Genomic DNA, 18,596 nt, shown 5'->3' with positions numbered 1-18,596 from the left:
CATCACCTATCTGCCACGAGTTCGCGGCTCTGCAACAGTACCGAGGGGTTCGGCGAAAAGGTCTGGTCGAGGACCAGGCTGGCCGCGCCGATCGCGCCGACGTCGACGCCGAGCGCCGTACCGGCGACTTCGAAGGGGTGGACGGAGCGGACCAGGAAACGTCCGTCCAAGGCGGTCCGGACCGCGTCGCCGAACAGGGGCGCGAGCCGCTCCCAGTGCGGGCCGCCGAACACCACCCGCTCCAGGTCGAGCAGGTTCGCGATGTCCTCGACCACCTTGGCGATCCGGACCGCCAGTGCGGCAACGATCTCCCGGGCCGGCCCCGGATCCGCGGCGGCCAGCGAACACAGCCGGGCGAACGCCACGTCCACGGCCTGCCGGTCGTCCAGATCGATGCCTGAGGCAAGCACCCCGGCCCGGACGGCCTGCTGCACCAGGTACCGCGGCTGACTCGCCTCGCCGACGCAGCCGCGCCGCCCGCAGTAGCAGACCGGCCCGTCCGGATCGACGATGACGTGACCGATCTCGCCCACGTTGCTGGACGAACCGCGGACCACCTCGTCACCGATCACCAGGCCGGCACCCACGCCGGTGCCCAAGTAGAAGAACACGAAGCTCCCGCCTCCGCCGGCCCACTTCTCGGCCGACGCCGCAGCGGTCACATCCTTGTCGAGCAGCACTGGCAGCCCGGTCCGCTCCCGGAGCTCGTCCCGGATCGGGACCAGATGCCAGGCCGCCAGGTTGGGTGGGTCGACCACGAAACCACGCTCGGCATCGATCGGCCCCGGTGCGGCGATTCCGACACCCACCACGCGATCCCGTGGCGCGGCGGCGAGCGTCGTGACGTCCTCGATCGTCGCAGCGATTCCGGCGATCAGTACGTCGGGATCGTCGGCGTACGGCGTGTCCACCCGCCGGCGGGCGACGACATCGCCGGTGAGGTCGAGCAGGACCACGGTCACGACGGCGGGGTCGAGGTGTACGCCGACGGCGTACTGGCCGGTGGGTTCGAGCTCGAGCAGAGTGCGCGGCTTGCCCAGGCCCGCGCTGCGCTGACGGCCGGCTTCGCGGACGAGACCGGCCTCGAGGAGGCGGCGGGCGATGTTGGAGATCGCCTGACCGGACAGGCCGGTGACCTCGGCGAGCTCGACCCGGCTCAGCTGCTCGCTCCGGCGGATCGCATCGAGCACGACAGCATCGTTGAAACCGCCGACACGATCCAGGTTCGTGCCCCGGCGTACAGTCACAACTCCCCCATTAGTCGGAGATCGGGTCCGCACCCCACGGACGTGACCAGTCGTACTGGATCGTCTCGGCGCCCGAGCGCCAGGAGTTCGGGGTCGTGTTCGTCAGCCAGTCCAGCGGCTCGATCCCGGACGCGTCACCACCACTGAGCGCCAACCGTATACCGTCGCTCAGCGCGCGGTCCGACTGCTCGGTGCGGGCTTGTGGATCGATCGACACGAACAGCGCCGTACCCGACCGTGCGACCAGATCCAGGAACCGCTGGTTCAGCTCCCACGGCGTCTGCGGCGTACACGGGACGCAGTCGGCGTCGACGGCGAAGAAGCGGTTGTGCTGCGGCAACCGGAACGCGAGCGTGTTGACGCCCATCTTGCGGGTCCGCTCCCAGTCCCGTCCGGACGTGTCGTCACCGGTCCGCTGCACGTCGACCAACCCGGCCGCGAGGTGTCCGACGGTGTTGCAGCCGATCAGTACGACGTCGTCCGCGGCCGCCCGGATCTCGCGATAGAACGCGAGCACGATCTCCGCCGTCGTCCGGGACGGATCATGCAACTGCCAGCCGCTGCTCGTCAGTCGCGATCCCATCGCGGGCCCGAACCGGCCGAACACGTCGTACGTGCTGAAGTCGTGCTTCACCAGCTCGAAGCCCCAGTCCTTGAACCGCCGCAGATCGGCGCGGACCAGGTCGAGCACCTCCGGGTACGACGGATCGAGCGCGCGACCGGGTTTGTCGTGCGGCCCGGGGCGACCCCACGGACCGGCCTCGCGAACCAGCAGCGGGCGGAACCACAGCCCCGGGCGGGCGCCGATCGCCGTGATCGCCGCGGCCGTGCCTGCCATGTCGTCGAAGACTCCCGGCGTCCCCACGTCCCACGGACCGCCCGACGCCATGCCGCCTGGGTACCAGCCGTCGTCGACGACGCTGAACGGCTTGACCGGGTGACCGTCGGCGAGCTCCATGATCGTCTCGGCGTCGACCTCTACTGCTTTCTGGTCGAAGTTCTCGCCGTACGCGTAGTACCAGTTGTTCGCCCCGACCACCGGCGCGGGCTCAGGTCGCGCCGGTAGCCGGGTGCTCATGGTGGCGACCGCTGCGTGCAGCGTCAGCCAGGGCGAGCCGGCGTCCTCGAACCGACGGACAGTCGCTGCGGCCAGCGTACGTCCGTTCAGCTCGGTCGGACCGCCGCCGTTGCGGAGATCGAGCCAGAGCGTGAAGCCGTCGGCGTCGACGGTCCACGAGCAGAAGGCGTTCGGCTGCACGTCGACGCCTGCGCCGGTCGTCGTACCGGTCTGCGGGTCGTGGGTGAGGAAGTACCACGGCAGCAGTCGCTCGGGTTGCTGGTGACGCCACTGCAGGTCGCCGTACGAGCGTTCCCAGGCGTCGCCGAGGATCAGCACGTCGGCGGGGAGCCGTTCGGACCAGCGGAGCGCGACGCGCGAGACGGTCGGCCCGGTGACCTCGATGGCGCCGTCCGACCAGCTGACGTCGATGCCGTCGGCCGACCAGGTCGCGCCGGTCCGGACCGTGGTGGTCAGCCCGTCCGAGAGGCCCGCCTGGACGAAAACAGCGCTCGGTTCTCTCACCTGACTCCCTCGGCGGCGAATTTCCCCACAGACTTTAGTTAATGGTCAGAAGAACCGTCAAGGCGCTCCACCGCCGCGACGAGACGGTCGATGTCGGACTGGTCGGAGTAGGGCGCGAGACCGGCGCGGACGGCTCCGGCAGCGCCCAGGCCCAGGTGGCGGGCGGCCTCGTAGGCGTAGAACGATCCGGCCGGAGCGTTCACCCCGGCGGCGGCCAGATGCTCGGCCACGGCGGCCGGCGGATAGCCCTCGACGGTGAAGAGCAGGGTCGGCGTACGGCGAGCCGCATGGCCGTAGAGGGTGACGCCCGGGATGGCGGCCAGCCGTGACTCGAGATCCTCACGCAGGCCGTCCTCGTGCTCCTCGACCAGCTGCAGTGAGTTGAGCACACGGTCTCGTCGGGTGGCTCCAGTCCCGCCGAGACCGGCAATGAAGTCGACGGCCGCGGTTGTGCCGGCCAGCAGCTCGTACGGGAGCGTGCCGAACTCGAAGCGCTCGGGTACGGCGTCCGACGACGGGAGCAGCTTGTCCGGCCGAAGCGTCGCCAGCAGCTCGGGCTTGGCGGTCAGCACCCCGAGGTGCGGCCCGAAGAACTTGTACGGCGAGCAGACGTAGAAGTCGGCGTACGTCGCATCGACCCGGGCGTGCGCGGTCAGGTGCACCCCGTCGACGTAGATCAGCGCACCGGCCGCGTGGACCTGATCGGCGATCCGGGCGACGTCCGGACGGGTGCCGAGCAGGTTGGATGCGCCGGTGACGGCGACCAGGCGAGTCCGGTCGGTCAGGAGCGGCGCGATGTCGTCCAGCTCGGAGGTCGCGGGGTCGAAGCCGAGCCATTTCACGGTCGCGCCGACGGCCTCGGCGGCCTGCACCCACGGGCGGACGTTGGCGTCGTGGTCGAGGCGGGTCACGACGACCTCGTCGCCCTCGGACCAGGTCTTGGCGAGCGTGCGGGAGAAGTCGTACGTCAGCTGAGTCATGCTGCGGCCGAAGACGGTGCCACTCGCCTGAGTGCCGAGCAGATCGGCCGTCGCCTCCCGCGCCCCGATGACGATCTCGTCGGCCCGGCGGTCGGCAGTCGTGAGCCGGCCGCGGTTCGCCAGCGCCGACGTCAGGGTCCGGGCCACCGCATCGGCGACCACCTGCGGGGTCTGCGATCCACCCGGACCATCGAAATGCGCCGCGCCCTCGTCGAGCGCAGGAAACTGCTTACGGACGGACACGACCTCGAAGGCACCCATGGCCGCCATCCTCTCCCGGCGACCAAGCCCGCTGCCATCCGTTGTCCATTTCTCACCAGGCTTGCCCGATCCCGGATAAAAATATTCGGAATGTCCCTGCGGTAGTGCAGGATGTCAGGAGTGAGCACGGTGACGACTACTGACACGGCCGCCCCGGTGCGGGCCTGGCTTCCGACGATGCTGACCCTGGCCGCCATCTGGGGTTGCAGCTTCCTGTTCATCTCGGTCGGCGTGCGCGAGCTTCCGCCGCTCTACCTGGCGCTCGGCCGCGTGATCGCGGGGTCCGTCGTCCTGCTGGTGATCCTGGCGGTGAAACGCGAGTCGTTACCCCGCGACCCGCGGCTGTGGCTGCACTCGTTCGTGCTCGGCGCGATCGGCTCCGCGATCCCCTGGACGCTGTTCGGGTACGGCGAGCAGCGCATTCCGTCCCTCCTGGCGGGGATCTGGAACGGGATCACTCCCCTGATCGTGCTGCCGATCGCCGTGCTGATCTTCCGCACCGAGACGTTCTCGCTGCAGCGGGTGCTCGGGCTGATCATCGGGTTCGCGGGGATGCTCGTCGTACTCGGCGCTTGGCACGTCGACGCCGGGGCGGATCTGACCGGGCAGGCCTTGTGCATGCTCGCCGCGGTCTTCTACGGGTTGGCGATTCCTTACCAGAAGCGGTTCATCGCCGGGACCACGTTGTCCGGCACCGCGCTGTCGGCGAGCTTGCTGCTGTGCGCAACGGTCCAGCTCGCGATCGTGGCGCCGATCGTCACCCGGCAGGCGCCGCCGGCCCCGTGGTCGCTGTCGATCGAGGTTGTGCTCAGTGTGGTCGCGCTAGGTGCGCTCGGCAGTGGGCTCGCGTTCGTGCTCAGCCTGCGGAACATCCGGCTGATCGGGGCCAGCCGGTCGTCGATGGTGACCTACCTGATGCCGGTCTTCTCGATCGTGGTCGGCGTGCTCGTGCTGCACGAGCACATCACCTGGTACCAGCCGGTCGGCGGACTGGTGGTGCTGCTCGGGGTCGCGGTCTCGCAAGGGTTGCTGCGTTCGCCGCGGCGGACGCCGACCGTCGCGGCCGAGGCGCCGGCGACGACCTGAGCGCCTCCGGCCGGGGTCAGCCGCGGCGGAGGTTGGGGACGGCGGCGATCACCACGGCGGCGAGGGCCAGCACGGTCCCGCCGACGACCGGGAACGTGACCGCCTTGTCCGCGGCCGGGAGGAACAGGTCGATGAACAGGCTCGCGATCAACTGACCGGCGATGGTCCCGAGGCCGAGCACGAACACGCCGACCACCCGAACCACGGCCGCCGCCGCGCTGATGAAGATCACACCGCACGCGCCACCGAGGTACAGCCACGGGTTGCTCGGCAGGTGATGCGGCGCACCCCGCAGCGCGAGGTCGGCTCCGAAGACGATCAGCAGCGCGACGAACCCGACCCCGAAGTTGACCACGCCGGCCGCGACCGCGCCGTACGCGTCCGGTGAAGCGGTGCGCGCGACGCGTCCGTTGATCGCCTGCTGGACCGCGGTACCGACGCCGCCGAGCGCGGGCAGTACGGCGAGCAGCAGGCCGTCGGGGTGACTCAACTGGTCCGACACCGCGAGTACGACGGCCAGCAGTGCGATGACCGCGCCGACGACGCGCAGCGTGGTGAACGGCTGCGGGCCGGCCGGGCCGAAGCCGAGGCGGTCGACGATCAGACTGCTGACCGCTTGACCCGCGACGACCGCCACGGTGAAGACCGCGACGCCGATGACGGAGACGGTGATCGATTGGGTGGCGACCAGGTACGCGCCGGCGAGTCCCCCGAGGCACTGCCACCAGCGCAGACCACCGTACCCGCGGCTCGGCTTGCGGATCGCTCGCCAGACTGCACCGAGAGAGCGTCGTACGGCGGGGATCACCGCCGTGCCGATCAGCAGGATCAGCAGGCCGGTGGCGAACGAGATCGTCGCGGCCGCGACGCCGTCACCGAGGACGTTGCCGAGTCCGCCGTTGATCCGGGACTGGACAGCGACCAGCATGCCGATGCCGAAGGCGGCGGTGAGCCCGATCAGGTGGTGCTGACGGGTCGAGTCCGGCGGGCGGGTCGCGGTCATTGTCACGTCACCATCATGACCGTTCGCCGGATTGCGCCTGACACCGGTCCACTCTACGACCGGCGGATCAGTGCCAGGTACATCGCGTCGGTGCCGTGGAGATGCGGCCACAACTGCACGTCGGGACCGTCGCCGAGGTCCGGTACGCCGGGGAACAGCGGGCGCGCGTCCTCAAGGGTCGCGTCGTCCCGTTTGCGCAGTACGGCGTCGACCACGGCGCGGGTCTCGTCGGGGTGCGGTGAGCAGGTGACGTACGCGACCACGCCGCCGGGGCGCGCCGAGGTGATCGCCGAGTCCAGGAGGTCCTCCTGGAGCGGCCGCAGTTCCTTCACGTCGTCCGACGTACGGCGCCAGCGGGCTTCCGGGCGACGCCGGAGCGCTCCCAGGCCGGTGCACGGCACATCGGCCAGCACCCGGTCGAAGGATCCGGCCGGCCACGTCGGCTTGGTCCCGTCTCCGACGAGAACCTTGTGTTCGCCGGGAATCGCCCGCAGGTTGGCCCGGACCAGCTCGGCCCGATGCTTGAGCGGCTCGACCGCGGTCAGTTCGCCGTCACGCTGTTGCACGAGCGCTGCGAGCAGCGCCGACTTGCCGCCCGGTCCCGCGCAGAGGTCCAACCACTTGCTGTCCGATGCTTCGATCGGAGCCGCGGCCAGGGCGAGCGCGACGAGCTGCGATCCTTCGTCCTGCACGCCGGCCCGACCGGTGGCAACCGCGTCGATCCGCCCGGGATCGCCACCGCCCTGCAGCACGGCCGCATACGGCGACCACTTCCCCGCGGTCGCTCCAGCCGCGACCAACTCATCCACCTCGGCCAGCCCCGGCCGAGCCACCAGCGTCACCCGAGGCGGCTCGTTGTCCGCATCAAGCAACCGCTCCAGCCCGCTGCCGTCACCCAGTGCCTGGGCGAAGGCCTCAATCACCCAGCGGGGGTGCGCTTTGGCGATCGCCAGGTAGCCGTAGGCATCCTCGGCGGCCGGCGGCGCCACCGCGGCGATCCACTGGTCGAGAGTGCGTTGGCTGATCTTGCGGAGGACGGCGTTGACCAGGCCGCTGCGTTTCTGGCCGATCTCGGCCCGGGTGAGCGTGACCATCTCGGAGACGGCAGCGTACGAGTCGACGCGCATCCGGAGGAGCTGGTGGCTGCCGAGGCGGAGGAGGTCGAGGAGTTCGGGGTCGAGGTCCTCGAGTGGGCGGGACACGCTGCGCGCGAGGAAGGCGTCGTACGTGCCTTGCCAGCGGAGCGTCCCGTGCACCAGCTCGGTGCAGAACGCGGCGTCGCGACCGCCGAGGCGCGACTCACGCAGAGCCTTGTTGAGGACGAGGTTCGCGTAGCCGGCCTCGCCGTTCACCTGCCGGATGACCTGGTACGCGACCCGGCGCACCCGGTCCGGGCGGCGCTGCGGCGTCCGATTGCGCGGCGACCGGTCACTCACGCCTCCACCTCGCTGGCGCTCGGTTCCGGCGTGAGCGACAACACTGCTCTACACATTGTTCGCTCGCTACGCTCGCTCACGTGGACGGTCCCAGCCGATCCTCGTCGGTGAGGCGGACACCGCGAGCCCAGTCGGCGGCGGCCATCGGCTTCTTGCCCTGCGGCTGAACCGTCACCAGCTCCACCGCCTTACTCCCGGTGCCGGCCTTCACGCTCGACTTGGTCGCCTGAAGCTCACCAGGCTTCAGTTCCTCGTCGGTCAGCCGTACGGCGAGAACCTTCAAGCGCTCGCCTCGGAACATCGTCCACGCCCCCGGCGCTGGGTTGCACCCACGCACCAGACGATCCACCCGCTGCGCCGGCGCGGCCAGATCCAGCTCGGCGTCCTCGACCGTGATCTTCGGCGCCAGCGTCACGCCGTCGGCCGGTTGCTCGCGAGCCTCCAGTACGCCGGCCTCGACCCCGTCCAGCGTGTCCACCAGGAGCTTCGCGCCGGACACCGCGAGCCGGTTCAGCAGGTCACCCGAGGTGTCCGAAGGACCGATCGGCTCGGTGAGTACGCCGTAGACCGGGCCGGCGTCGAGCGCCTTCACGATCTGGAACGTGCTGGCCCCGGTCACGTCGTCCCCGGCAATGATCGCGTGCTGCACCGGCGCGGCGCCACGCCAGGCGGGCAGCACCGAGAAGTGCAGGTTGATCCAGCCGTGCCGCGGGATGTCCAGGGCCGCCTGCGGCAACAGGCCGCCGTACGCGACGACCGGGCAGCAGTCCGGCACGATCTCGGCCAGCCGCGCCAGGAAGTCGGGATCCCTGGGCTTCACCGGCTTGAGGATCTCGATCCCACCGAGCTCCTCGGCGTACTGCGCCACCGGCGAGGCGACCAGCTTGCGGCCGCGGCCCGCCGGTGCGTCGGGACGCGTGACCACGCCGACGAGTTCGTGGCGGCTGGCAACGATCGCCTTGAGGGCAGTGACGGCGGGCTCCGGCGTACCGGCAAAGACGACTCTCACAGGCCGAATCCGTTCGTCGGGTGCGGCGAGACCTTGAGCTGTGGTGGGCCGGCGAGACCGGACCAGTCGGCCTCGCGGATCGCCTTCATCGCCTGCTTGCGGGTGTCGGTGTCGAGCCGGTCGACGAACAGGATGCCGTCGAGGTGGTCGGTCTCGTGCTGGATGGCGCGGGCCAGGAGCTCGGAACCCTCGATCACGATCGGGTCGCCGTACATGTTGAAGCCCTTGGCGATCACCGAGAGCGCCCGGCGGCAGTCGAACGTCAGGCCGGGGATCGAGAGGCAGCCCTCCGGGCCGAACTGCTCGTCGGCCGACAGCGTCAGCTCCGGGTTGATCAGGTGCCCGAGCTCGCCTTCCACGTGGTACGTGAACACGCGCAGCCCGACCCCGATCTGCGGCGCGGCCAGGCCGGAGCCGGGCGCAGCCTGCATGGTGTCGGTGAGATCCGCGACCAGGCGGCGGAGCTCGGCATCGAAGTCGACGACCGGCTCGGCCTTCGTGGTCAGGACGGGGTCGCCGAACAGGCGGATGGGTTGGACCGACACAGAATCTCCACAGCGTTCCACGGACCTGGACCGGCCAAGTCTAGTTGGCCGCGGGCGGCGGTCCGGGGGCAGGGCCTCTCCACATTGTTGCCACAAGCACGTACTGTGGTCTCAGGCGTACCTACAGTCACTGCCGTCACACGCCCAACGGGAGACCCAATGCCCACAGCAGCACGGGGGGCAACTCTGATCCTCCTGGGTGCACTGCTTGCACAGGCACCCCTCACAGCCGCCGCCTATCAGCCTCGCGATCCTGAGCCGGCCGGCGTGGCTCCGCCGGCCGAGCCTGTCCCGAGTCCTACCGCCACCCCCACGACTGCCCCCAGCCGGCCGATGCCTGAGCAGCCGGCGGCGCGGTCGTGGAGCGAAGTGGTGAAGCAGGTGACCGAGACGTCGCCGGGTGAGCTGCAGGTGCGGTCTGCGGACACGTCCGCGCAGGCGGCGTCGATGCTGCGGTGCTTCAAGCTCGAGACCGAGGATTACTGTCTCGGGCTCGGGTTCGTCGACCAGGTGCCGACCGGGGCTCAACTGCGGGCGACGCTCAGCCCGCCGGAGCGGCATGCCGACGGCGAGCTGGGGGTCGAGCAGGACATCCCCACGGGCGATCTCACGCCTGCCGCCTTCGTGGCGGAACGTGCGGCGATGCCGAAGAGCACCCGCGTGAACGCCGAACTCGACGAGATGCAGGCGGCCTGGGACGGACGAGCCAAGGCACGAGAACTGCGCCTGCTCGCTGAGTCCGCTGCACCTACGGAGAGCGGGGAGCCGGCGGGTGACGCGACCGCTCAGCCGACGCCGGTCAGTCCGGGGACGCCTCAGCCGACTCCGGTTGGGCAGACGTCGGCTGCTACGCCGACCCGGACGACGCCCACGCAGGGGACGCCGACGCCGGCCCCCACGCCGGTGAATCCGCCGGCCGCTCCGGTGAAGCTGCCGGCTTCGGCGTACATCATGAAGGGGTTCCAGACCTCGCAGGAGAAGGGGTACTGGTGTGGTCCGGCCACGTTCCAGTCGATCGACTGGGCGGACGACAACCAGAAGGACACCCAGGCGTCGTGGGCCAAGGATCTCGGCTCGACCACGTCCGGGACGGCGATCTCCGCGATGGTCCAGCAGACCAACCTGAAGACCAACTGGGACAAGCCGGCCGGCGCCTACATCGTGCAGAGCGTGTCGCACTGGAACGCGCAGACCTTCTTCACCGTCCACCAGAAGCATCTGGGCGTCTACAAGGCGCCGGTGATCGAGCACGTGCAATTGCTGAAGCGGTACTTCCCGTACCTCGCCTTCAACCACAGCGGCCACTACCAGGTCGGCCGCGGCTATGACCGGGCCAAGGGCACGATCGGCATCTACGAAGTGTTCAACGAACGCCGCTTCAACAGCCGCGGCAACGTGACCGACGGTCCGAAGAACGTCCCGGCCACTGCCCTCTTCAATGCCACCCTGGCCAACTCCTTCCAGAACATCGGGCTCTGATGCGCCGTACCACCGTTGCCGTAGGCACCCTCTTCGTCCTGCTCCTGGCCGGCTGCTCGTCACCGTCGAAGGAAGCGAGCCCCACCAGCACACCGACGGGTGAGCCGCCGACCCCGGCGCCGCCGACCGATTCCGGTACGGCGATCCCGGCCTGGGCCAAGGTGCTGCGGCAACCGGTGGACGGGCAGCATCTCGTCACCCAGCAGCGCAAGTACGTCGTCACCCGCGGCAGCGACGAGGCCGGCACGACAACCGTCGCGGACCGGACCACCAACAAGGTCGTGGTCCGGCACACCCCCGCGGCCGGGTTCGTCGCGCAGTCCCCCGTCGTGATCGACGATCACTGGGCGCTCATCGAAGACATCCGCTCCGACGGACCCGACCCGCAGATCAAGCTCTTCCGCTACGACCTCACCACCGGCCGCCCGGCCGCCCTGACCGGACTCCCCCAGATCTCCGAGCCCGAGATCGGTGCGTACGACGGCACCTTCGCCTACTCCTCCACCGACGCGAAGAACCGCTCCTGCCTCATAGTCGCCGACCTGGCGACCCTCAAGTCGCGCACCGTCACCTGCGTCGCCGCTCCCGGCTACATCGCCGATCCGGTTGTGTCGGCCGACACCGTCACCTTCAGCGAGATCACCGCCCCCGAGACCGCGCGCCGCTGCAAACGCCTCCTCACCGCATCGCTCACCGCCGGCTCCGCCCAACCGGTGCCAGCGGCAACGAACTGTATCCAGTGGAGCGGCGCCTCGCTGCGCGGCGCGACCGTCTGGTCGGAGGTTGCCGCGTCCGACCCGGACCAGTACCAGAGCAAGGCGTACGTCCGCCCGACCGGCGACTCCCCCGCCCGTTCCCTCGGCATCGTCGTCACCGACACGATCCTTGCCTGCGGCAACTGGATCCTCTGGGAGACGCGCACCGTCACCGCCGGCACCGAGGCCTACCAGATCAACCGCTGGCGCCCCGGCCTCGCCCAGCCCCAGCGCATCTACACCAGTCCCGCCGGTGCCGCGCTCACTCCCCTCACCTGCCAGGACGGCACGGCGTACGTCGAGGCGGCGTACCTCTCGAACTCACCGGCGTACACGGAAACCATCGCGGCAGCCGTCGCCTGAGGGCAGCTCTCAGCGCCACGCGTGGCGGATCCTCAACCGTCCGAACCCCATCACCCCGGAGATCCGGATCGTCGGTCCGCCCGGGCGGGGCTGCCGCCGCGGCGTGTAGTGCGAGTCCTTCCACCCGGTGCGCAGACCTTCGAGATCGACGATCGCGTCGCGCGGCACGGTGATCTTGGCGCCGCCGGTGCCGAGGTGCAGCTCGAGGTCGACGACCCGGTGCTCGAAGACCGCCCGGGACAGGTCCAGCTGCACCCGGCCGAAGGCGGACTGAACCTTGAGGGTTCTGGGCACGCGCCACTCGCCACGCCGCTGGATCCGGCCGGCCGCCGCGGAGATCGTGGACGTGGTGCCAGGGTCCTCCGCCGGCAGCGAGGCCAGCGCCGACGCGATCTCGTGGCGGGTCGTGGCGGTGAGCACCTGGTGGAGGCGCCGGTCCATCTCCTCGTACGAGATGTACCCCTCGGTGTAGGCCTCCTGCACGCGATGGACGGCCGTGTCCCGGTCGGTATGCCTGACCAGGGACGAGCGGTCTTCGGGCCGAATGCTCACCGTTCCACTGTAGCTACACGGAGAGGCCGCGGCTGCGGAGCTGCGTGCGCAGTTCGGCGGCGCCGGTGAAGAGTTCGGCATCGAGGCCGACCGTACGGGCGCCGTCCACGTTGTACTGCATGTCGTCGGTATAGAAGGTTCGCGCGGGGTCGAGACCGTAGCGATCGATCAGGATGCGGTAGATCTTCTCGTACGGCTTGACGGTCTGCTCCACGCCCGAGACGACCTCGCCGTCGAAGTGGGTGAGGATCGGGAACGCGTCCTTCGCGACCTCCCACTTCTCGCCGGAGAAGTTGGTCAGCGCGTACGTCGGGATGCCGAGAGCCCGCAGGTCGGTGAGAACTGCGGCGGTGTCCTCGAACACGCCCTTGACCATCTTCAGCCAGCCCGTGTCGTAGGCCTCGATCCACTCGGAGTGCTCGGGATGCAGGCTGGTGAGCTCCTCGATCGCCTCGGCCCAGGGGCGACCCTCGTCCTGTTTGTGGTTCCAGGCCGGGGTGGTCACGTTGGTCAGGAAATGTGTCCGCGCCTGCTCGTCGGGAATCAGGTCGGCGTACAGGTAGGTGGGGCTCCAGTCCAGCAGGACCCCACCGATGTCGAACACCACCACGTCGATCGTCCGCTCAGTCATGCCCGCAACCCTACGAGACCGGGTGTGAAGGGGGCAGCCGACTCCAAGGTCATGCGGTCGCCGCGTTCGCCGCGGCCCGGGCGTGCAACGCGGGAGCCAGCGAGTACTGCCCGAGGAAGATCACCACGCCGAGCAGGGCACAGCCGATCCAGGTCACGGTCGGGCCGAGGTGCTCGAGAGCGTTGGTCCCGGCCAGCGGCCCGACCACCGTGCCGACGCCGAAGGCCATCCCGGACAGGCCCATGTAGCGCCCGCGCAGGTCGACCGGAGCGAGATCGGCGAACACCGCGCCGATCACCGCGGCGAACCCGATCTCGCCGATCGTCCACACCACGACCGACAGCCCGTAGCCCCACCAACTGTGCACGACCGCGCCCAGCCCGAACCCGAGACCGACCACCAGCATCGACGCGGAGAGCAGCTTCGGCCGGTCCAGCTTCACCAGCCACTTGCCGAGGAAGGGCTGGATCAGCACGATCACGACACCGTTGAGCGCGATCACCAGTCCGTAGGTCTGCGACGGCAGACCGTCGGCCGCCATCGCCAGCGGCAGCGTCGAGTACCCCTGGAAGTAAATCGTCGCGTACCCGATCTGGATCAGGATCATCAGCAGGAACACGTGGTCGCGCAGAGCCACCGCCAACAGCGGCCGACGAGGCGCGTCCTCGTCCAGCACCGGGCGGCTCTCCGGCACCATCGCCCAGATCACCACGCCCGCGATCACCGAGGTACCGGCGTTCAGCCAGAACAGCAGGCCGTAACCGATCGACGCCAGCACCCCCGCACTCACGGTGGAGACCGAGAACCCGAGGTTGATCGCCCAGAACAGCAGTCCGTACGCGCGGACCCGTTCGCCCGGCTGGAGCATGTCGGCCACCGTCGCCTGCACCGCCGGCCGGAACAGGTCACCGAGCAGACCGACCAGGAACGCGGCCACCCAGATCATCACCATCGCCCGGGCCGAGCCGAGCAGGATCAGCGCCGCGGCGGTGCCGAAGAAGCAGATCAGCATGGTCAGCCGGCGGCCGACCCGGTCGGCCAGCCAGCCGCCGGCGAGCTGCGCGGCCACAGTCCCGGCACCGACCGCGGCCGCCACGGCACCCGCCGTACCGGCGGAGAGGTGACGGTCGTGGGTGAGGTAGAGGACCAGGAACGGCTGCACGAAGCTGCCGAGCCGGTTGACCAGTTGGCACACCCACAGCGCCCAGAAGGCCCTGGGCAGAGCAGTCGGAGCGGGGGCTTCGACAACAGCGGCAGTCGTCATGGGCACAACTCTCGTAGCCCACCTGACTGGTGTCGACGATTAGGCACAGAACTAATCAGCTAGAGTGATCCCGTGATCACGATCAGGCTGAACGCTGAGGACGTCGGGCGGATCCGGTTCGCGCTGTCGCCCGTGTGGGAGGCCGTCACCAGTGTGCGGGCGCTCAGCAACAACACCGCGCGCAGCGTGCACGGCCCGTGGCTGCAGAAGGTCCGGCCGATCATCGAGGGCCCGGACCTGACGTTGCTGAAGGCCCTCATCCCGTCCTTCGGCTACATCCCGGACTTCATCACGCCGGCTCCGCCGCGGCGCTCGACCAGCCTGGAGTCCGGTCTCGCGGCGATCGCGGCAACGCCGCACGACCTGGTCGTGAACGAGATCGGCAGGCTGCACCGGCACAACCCGCACCCGCTCTTGCCGGACCTGATCGGCGATCCGGCAAAAGCCCTCGACCTGATCACGTCGGCCCTGGAGACCTACTGGCGACGCGCGCTCGAGCCGGACTGGCGCCGGATGCGCTCACTGCTGCAGGAGGATCTGGCGTTCCGGCTGGACGAGTTGGCCAGCGGCGGGATCGAGCGGTTGTTCCGCAACCTGCATCCTTCGGTGCGGTTCAGTGGCGATCGGATCGAGATCGATCGCCCGTTCGCCTGCGACGGTGAACCGCTGGCCGGCCAGGGGGTGTTGCTGGTGCCGTGCGTGTTCACCTGGCCTGCGGCGCTCCCCGTGTCCGAGGCACCGCACGTGCCGACGATCACGTATCCGCCGCGCGGCCTGGGGCGGCTGTGGGAGGACCGGCAGGACGCGACCGAGTCACCGCTCGCGGATCTGGTCGGGCGGACGCGGGCCGCGATCGTGAGTCATCTGGATCTGCCGATGTCGACGACGCACCTGGCGCATCAACTCGGGGTGTCCGCACCGACGTTGAGCGTGCATCTGAGCATCCTGCGCAACGCCGGCGTGGTCGACTCGCGAAGGGATGGCCGAGCCGTGCTCTACTACCGCACAGCTCTCGGCACACAACTGCTGACCGCGTCGACTGCCCTGGCCACCACGGCCTAACCGAAACTCGGCGGGTCGACCTGGACTCGAACGGAGCCCGGGTTCTTCTTCGCGCTGCGGGCCGACTGGCCTTCCTTCAGCGCACGCACCAAGGCCGGGCCGTGGGCGCGAGGCGTCCGTACGACGGCTCGGACGGTCTCGTCATCGACGTCGACCGGTCCCAGCACCTCCAACCCGGTCGTCGTCGGCAGGAGCTCGCGGAGGCGAGCGATGAGGTCAGTGACGGACTCCGGCGGCCCGGTCAATTCGGCCAACTTCGCCGCCGGGGCAAGACGAGCAGCCCGGCGTTCCTCGACCTCACGAGTCGCGTACCCCTCCGGACTCCAGCGGACGACCGCCTGCAGAGGCAAAGCTGACGGGTCGCCGACCAGGATGACTGTGCCCGTCGGGCGCACCAAGGCAGCCGCGTTGAACCAACGCCGCACCGCCTCCTCCGGCGCACGCAGATCAGGACGCGCGAGCATCAGCCACGTGTCCAGCAGCAGCGCCGCGCTGTAGCCGCCGTCCGCGACCGGCTCGGCTCCGGGGGTGCTGACGATCAACGCCGGGCTGTCCGACACGACGTCGAGCACGTTGTCGCCCCCCGACGTACGCACGACCACGCCGGGAAACGCGCGCCCCAACTCCTCTGCCGTACGACGAGCTCCGACGACCGCGGCGCGCATCCGGGTGTCGCCGCACTCCGGGCAGCGATGATCCGTCGCCGGCCGGCCGCACACGCTGCAACTCGCCGGCCCGGATCCACCGGTACGACGCAATGTCCCGCCGCACGTCGCGCACCGCGAAGGCGCCCGGCAGGTCTGACACACCAGGCTCGGCAGATACCCGGCCCGCGGCACCTGCACGAGCACCGGCCCCGACCGCAGCCCCTCACGGGCGATCTCGAAAGCGCGATGCGGCAACCGCGCCGCCCGAGCCGCCGGATCGCGGGCCAGGTCCGTGTCCGACTCCCCCGCGATGTGCACCGCCGGAGCCGCGGTCCGGATCACCGCCCGATCCGCGATCAGCTCGTTGGCATACCCCGACTCCACCAGCGCGGCCGCCTCCGCCGTCCGCGCGAACCCACCGAGCAGCACCGCACAGTTCTGCCGGAAAGCCCTGAGCAGCAAGACTTCCCGCGCATGCGGGTACGGCGCCCGGGGCTCGGCGTACGAGTCGTCGCCGTCGTCCCACAACGCGACCAGGCCGAGCTCCGCCACCGGCGCGAACGCGGCCGCCCGCGTCCCGATCACCACCCGCGCACACCCGCGCAGCGCCGCGAGGAAGGCCCGGTAGCGAGCCGTCGGGCCGAGGTCGGCGGACAGCGTGACGAACCCCGCCTCCCCGAGCACCGTCGTACAGGCCGATGCCAACCGCTCGAGATCACGCGCGTCCGGCACGAGCAGCAACGCGCCCCGACCGGACGCCGCACACACCGCTGCGGCCTGCGCGAACGCGAGCGCCCAATCGGCCCCCGGTACGGCGGTCCAGATCGCGCGCGGTGATTCCGACCGCGCGATCGCGTCGAGGAAGCCGGTCGGGTACGCCGACCACTCGGAACGCGAGGTGGACACCGGCGGCGGCGCGGGCTGGTTGCAACGCAGCGGCTCGCCCTCGACCTTCGCGTGCCGAGGTGGGACGGCCAACCGGGTGACGTCCGCGAACACTCCGGCGTACCGATCGGCGACCGCGCGGCACAGGTCGGCGATCTCCGGCGTCAGCACCTGCTCGGGCGAGACGACCTTGCGGATCCTGGCCAGCTTGCCGTCGTGGTCCGACGATTGCAGGCGCTCCAGGACGAAGCCGTCCAGGTCCTTGCCGGCGAAGCGGACCTTCACGCGCGCGCCGGGTTGAGCCGCCGCGGCCAGATCCTCGGGAACGAGGTAGTCGAACGGCCGGTCGAGATGCGGCAACGAGACGTCGACCGCGATCCGGACCACCGGGAGCGTCGACGTGATCCCGGCCGGCTCCTTGGTCCGGGACTTGCGAACGGTGTCCCGCAACAGCGTCAGCTGCTCCGGTGAGTCCCCGTTCGATGTCACTGGGGAATGCTAGTCCGGTGGGACGACAGTGCGGGTGCGCACTGCCGTCCCCCTGTGGACAACTACTTGTTGACGGCTGCCTTCAGCGCCTCGACGCGGTCGGTGCGCTCCCAGGTGAAGTCCTCGCCGGTGCGGCCGAAGTGGCCGTTGCGGGCGGTCTGGGCGTAGATCGGCCGGAGCAGGTCCAGGTCGCGGATGATCGCGGCCGGCCGCAGGTCGAACACCTCGCGGACCGCCGCGGTGATCTGCTCCACCGGCACGGTCTCGGTGCCGAACGTGTCGACGTAGAAACCGACCGGCGCCGCCTTGCCGATCGCGTACGCGACCTGGCACTCGGCCCGCGCGGCGAGCCCGGCGGCGACGATGTTCTTCGCCACCCAGCGCATCGCGTACGACGCCGACCGGTCCACCTTCGACGGGTCCTTGCCGGAGAACGCGCCACCACCGTGCCGCGCCATCCCGCCGTAGGTGTCGATGATGATCTTCCGCCCGGTCAGCCCGGCGTCGCCCATCGGGCCGCCGACCTCGAACCGGCCGGTCGGGTTCACCAGCAGCTTGTAGCCGGCCGAGTCGATGTCGAACTGCTCGAGCACCGGGTCGACCACGTGCTTCTTGATGTCCGGCGTCAGCATCGAGTCCAGGCTGATGTCGGACGCGTGCTGGCTCGACACCACCACGGTGTCGATGCGGACCGCCTTGTCACCGTCGTACTCGACCGTGACCTGGGTCTTGCCGTCCGGCCGCAGGTAGGCCAGCGTGCCGTTCTTGCGGACCTCGGACAGCCGCTCGGACAGCCGGTGCGCGATCGTGATCGGCAGCGGCATCAGCTCGGGCGTCTCGTCCGACGCGTACCCGAACATCAGTCCCTGGTCGCCTGCCCCCTGCAGGTCCAGCTCGTCCTTCGAGGCGTCCGACCGCGTCTCGTACGCCGTGTCGACGCCCTGCGCGATATCCGGCGACTGGCTGCCGATGGCGACCTGCACCCCACAGGACGCGCCGTCGAAACCCTTCAGCGACGAGTCGTAGCCGATCTCCAGGATGCGCGCACGCACGATCCCCGGGATGTCGACGTACGCCGTCGTGGTGACCTCGCCCGCGACGACGACCAGACCCGTGGTGATCAGGGTCTCGACCGCTACACGGCTCTTCGGGTCCTCGGCCAGCAAGGCATCGAGGATGGAGTCGCTGATCTGGTCAGCGATCTTGTCCGGGTGACCCTCGGTCACTGACTCGGACGTGAAAAGGCGCCTCGCCACAGTTCTCCCTCGGATTCCTCTTGTGCCGCGCGACCGAGGCCGCACGATCCCCCCATGCACCGGC

At 69.9% G+C, this 18,596-nt stretch carries 16 protein-coding genes; 4 read left to right on the top strand and 12 right to left on the bottom strand.

From position 1 onward, the window contains the following. Positions 1 to 2: 2 nt before the first annotated feature. Genes OG876_RS30280 through OG876_RS30270 form a run of 3 tightly spaced genes read right to left on the bottom strand, consistent with a single transcriptional unit; the run spans position 3 to position 4,070 of the window. Positions 3 to 1,247: an ROK family transcriptional regulator gene (locus OG876_RS30280; RefSeq protein ID WP_328520060.1), complete on the bottom strand. Its 1,245-nt coding sequence runs from the start codon at positions 1,245 to 1,247 to the stop codon at positions 3 to 5. Between the two features lie 10 nt (positions 1,248 to 1,257). Beyond that, a complete protein-coding gene (locus OG876_RS30275; protein ID WP_328520059.1) occupies positions 1,258 to 2,829 on the bottom strand; it encodes a hypothetical protein in 1,572 nt (523 codons plus the stop codon). Positions 2,830 to 2,867: 38 nt separating this feature from the next. Further along, on the bottom strand, positions 2,868 to 4,070 hold the full coding sequence (locus tag OG876_RS30270) for a cysteine desulfurase-like protein (RefSeq protein WP_328520058.1): 1,203 nt from the start codon (positions 4,068 to 4,070) through the stop codon (positions 2,868 to 2,870). Between the two features lie 129 nt (positions 4,071 to 4,199). Here OG876_RS30270 and OG876_RS30265 point away from each other — a divergent pair, with 129 nt between their 5' ends. Then, positions 4,200 to 5,156, top strand: a complete 957-nt coding sequence (locus OG876_RS30265; RefSeq protein WP_328520057.1) for a DMT family transporter — start codon at positions 4,200 to 4,202, stop codon at positions 5,154 to 5,156. 16 nt (positions 5,157 to 5,172) lie between these two features. Here the strand turns inward: OG876_RS30265 and OG876_RS30260 are convergent, their stop codons facing one another. The 4 genes from OG876_RS30260 to def all read right to left on the bottom strand — a co-directional run bounded on the left by OG876_RS30260 (position 5,173) and on the right by def (position 9,149). After that, positions 5,173 to 6,159 carry a DMT family transporter gene (locus OG876_RS30260; protein ID WP_328526984.1) on the bottom strand — a complete coding sequence of 329 codons (987 nt, stop codon included), beginning with the start codon at positions 6,157 to 6,159 and terminating at the stop codon, positions 5,173 to 5,175. 53 nt (positions 6,160 to 6,212) lie between these two features. Then, positions 6,213 to 7,595, bottom strand: coding sequence for an RsmB/NOP family class I SAM-dependent RNA methyltransferase (locus OG876_RS30255; RefSeq protein WP_328520056.1), 1,383 nt, complete (start codon positions 7,593 to 7,595; stop codon positions 6,213 to 6,215). Positions 7,596 to 7,671: 76 nt separating this feature from the next. Continuing rightward, entirely contained in the window at positions 7,672 to 8,604 is a 933-nt protein-coding gene (gene fmt / locus OG876_RS30250; RefSeq protein WP_328520055.1) for a methionyl-tRNA formyltransferase, read from the bottom strand. Then, positions 8,601 to 9,149, bottom strand: a complete 549-nt coding sequence (def, locus tag OG876_RS30245) for a peptide deformylase (protein WP_328520054.1) — start codon at positions 9,147 to 9,149, stop codon at positions 8,601 to 8,603. Before def ends, fmt begins: the two co-directional genes overlap by 4 nt. Positions 9,150 to 9,521: 372 nt before the next feature. Here def and OG876_RS30240 point away from each other — a divergent pair, with 372 nt between their 5' ends. Both OG876_RS30240 and OG876_RS30235 read left to right on the top strand, forming a co-directional pair. After that, the gene (locus OG876_RS30240) at positions 9,522 to 10,628 is read left to right on the top strand and encodes a C39 family peptidase (RefSeq protein WP_328520053.1); all 1,107 of its coding nucleotides are present in this window, start codon (positions 9,522 to 9,524) and stop codon (positions 10,626 to 10,628) included. Next, entirely contained in the window at positions 10,628 to 11,746 is a 1,119-nt protein-coding gene (locus OG876_RS30235) for a hypothetical protein (RefSeq protein WP_328520052.1), read from the top strand. The genes OG876_RS30240 and OG876_RS30235 overlap by 1 nt, the downstream gene beginning before the upstream one ends. A 9-nt stretch (positions 11,747 to 11,755) precedes the next feature. On the opposite strand, the gene OG876_RS30230 is transcribed toward OG876_RS30235, so the two are convergent. The 3 genes from OG876_RS30230 to OG876_RS30220 are packed head-to-tail and all read right to left on the bottom strand — an operon-like array spanning position 11,756 to position 14,193. Next, the gene (locus tag OG876_RS30230) at positions 11,756 to 12,298 is read right to left on the bottom strand and encodes a DUF1707 SHOCT-like domain-containing protein (RefSeq protein ID WP_328520051.1); all 543 of its coding nucleotides are present in this window, start codon (positions 12,296 to 12,298) and stop codon (positions 11,756 to 11,758) included. Positions 12,299 to 12,311: 13 nt separating this feature from the next. Next, a complete protein-coding gene (locus OG876_RS30225; protein ID WP_328520050.1) occupies positions 12,312 to 12,929 on the bottom strand; it encodes an HAD family hydrolase in 618 nt (205 codons plus the stop codon). 49 nt (positions 12,930 to 12,978) lie between these two features. Continuing rightward, positions 12,979 to 14,193: an MDR family MFS transporter gene (locus tag OG876_RS30220; protein WP_328520049.1), complete on the bottom strand. Its 1,215-nt coding sequence runs from the start codon at positions 14,191 to 14,193 to the stop codon at positions 12,979 to 12,981. 72 nt (positions 14,194 to 14,265) lie between these two features. On the opposite strand from OG876_RS30220, the gene OG876_RS30215 reads away from it, so the two are divergent. Further along, complete coding sequence (locus OG876_RS30215) at positions 14,266 to 15,255, top strand: ArsR/SmtB family transcription factor (protein ID WP_328520048.1); 990 nt, start codon at positions 14,266 to 14,268, stop codon at positions 15,253 to 15,255. Here the strand turns inward: OG876_RS30215 and OG876_RS30210 are convergent. Together OG876_RS30210 and metK are read right to left on the bottom strand one after the other, a co-directional pair. Next, a complete protein-coding gene (locus OG876_RS30210; RefSeq protein ID WP_328520047.1) occupies positions 15,252 to 17,276 on the bottom strand; it encodes a primosomal protein N' in 2,025 nt (674 codons plus the stop codon). The two genes, OG876_RS30215 and OG876_RS30210, sit on opposite strands and share 4 nt — an antisense overlap. Before the next feature lie 62 nt (positions 17,277 to 17,338). Continuing rightward, on the bottom strand, positions 17,339 to 18,532 hold the full coding sequence (metK, locus tag OG876_RS30205; protein ID WP_328520046.1) for a methionine adenosyltransferase: 1,194 nt from the start codon (positions 18,530 to 18,532) through the stop codon (positions 17,339 to 17,341). Positions 18,533 to 18,596 lie beyond the last annotated feature (64 nt).

The organism is Kribbella sp. NBC_00359 (assembly GCF_036097425.1).
Taxonomy (GTDB): domain Bacteria; phylum Actinomycetota; class Actinomycetes; order Propionibacteriales; family Kribbellaceae; genus Kribbella.
This window is presented reverse-complemented; position numbering and strand designations above follow the sequence as displayed.

What these genes read in the sequence shown, in the direction of transcription:
- OG876_RS30260 (WP_328526984.1), bottom strand. Translation starts at nt 6,159, where the DNA reads ATGACCGCGACCCGCCCGCCGGACTCGACCCGTCAGCACCACCTGATC.
- OG876_RS30220 (WP_328520049.1), bottom strand. Translation starts at nt 14,193, where the DNA reads ATGACGACTGCCGCTGTTGTCGAAGCCCCCGCTCCGACTGCTCTGCCC.
- OG876_RS30225 (WP_328520050.1), bottom strand. Translation starts at nt 12,929, where the DNA reads ATGACTGAGCGGACGATCGACGTGGTGGTGTTCGACATCGGTGGGGTC.
- OG876_RS30270 (WP_328520058.1), bottom strand. Translation starts at nt 4,070, where the DNA reads ATGGGTGCCTTCGAGGTCGTGTCCGTCCGTAAGCAGTTTCCTGCGCTC.
- OG876_RS30235 (WP_328520052.1), top strand. Translation starts at nt 10,628, where the DNA reads ATGCGCCGTACCACCGTTGCCGTAGGCACCCTCTTCGTCCTGCTCCTG.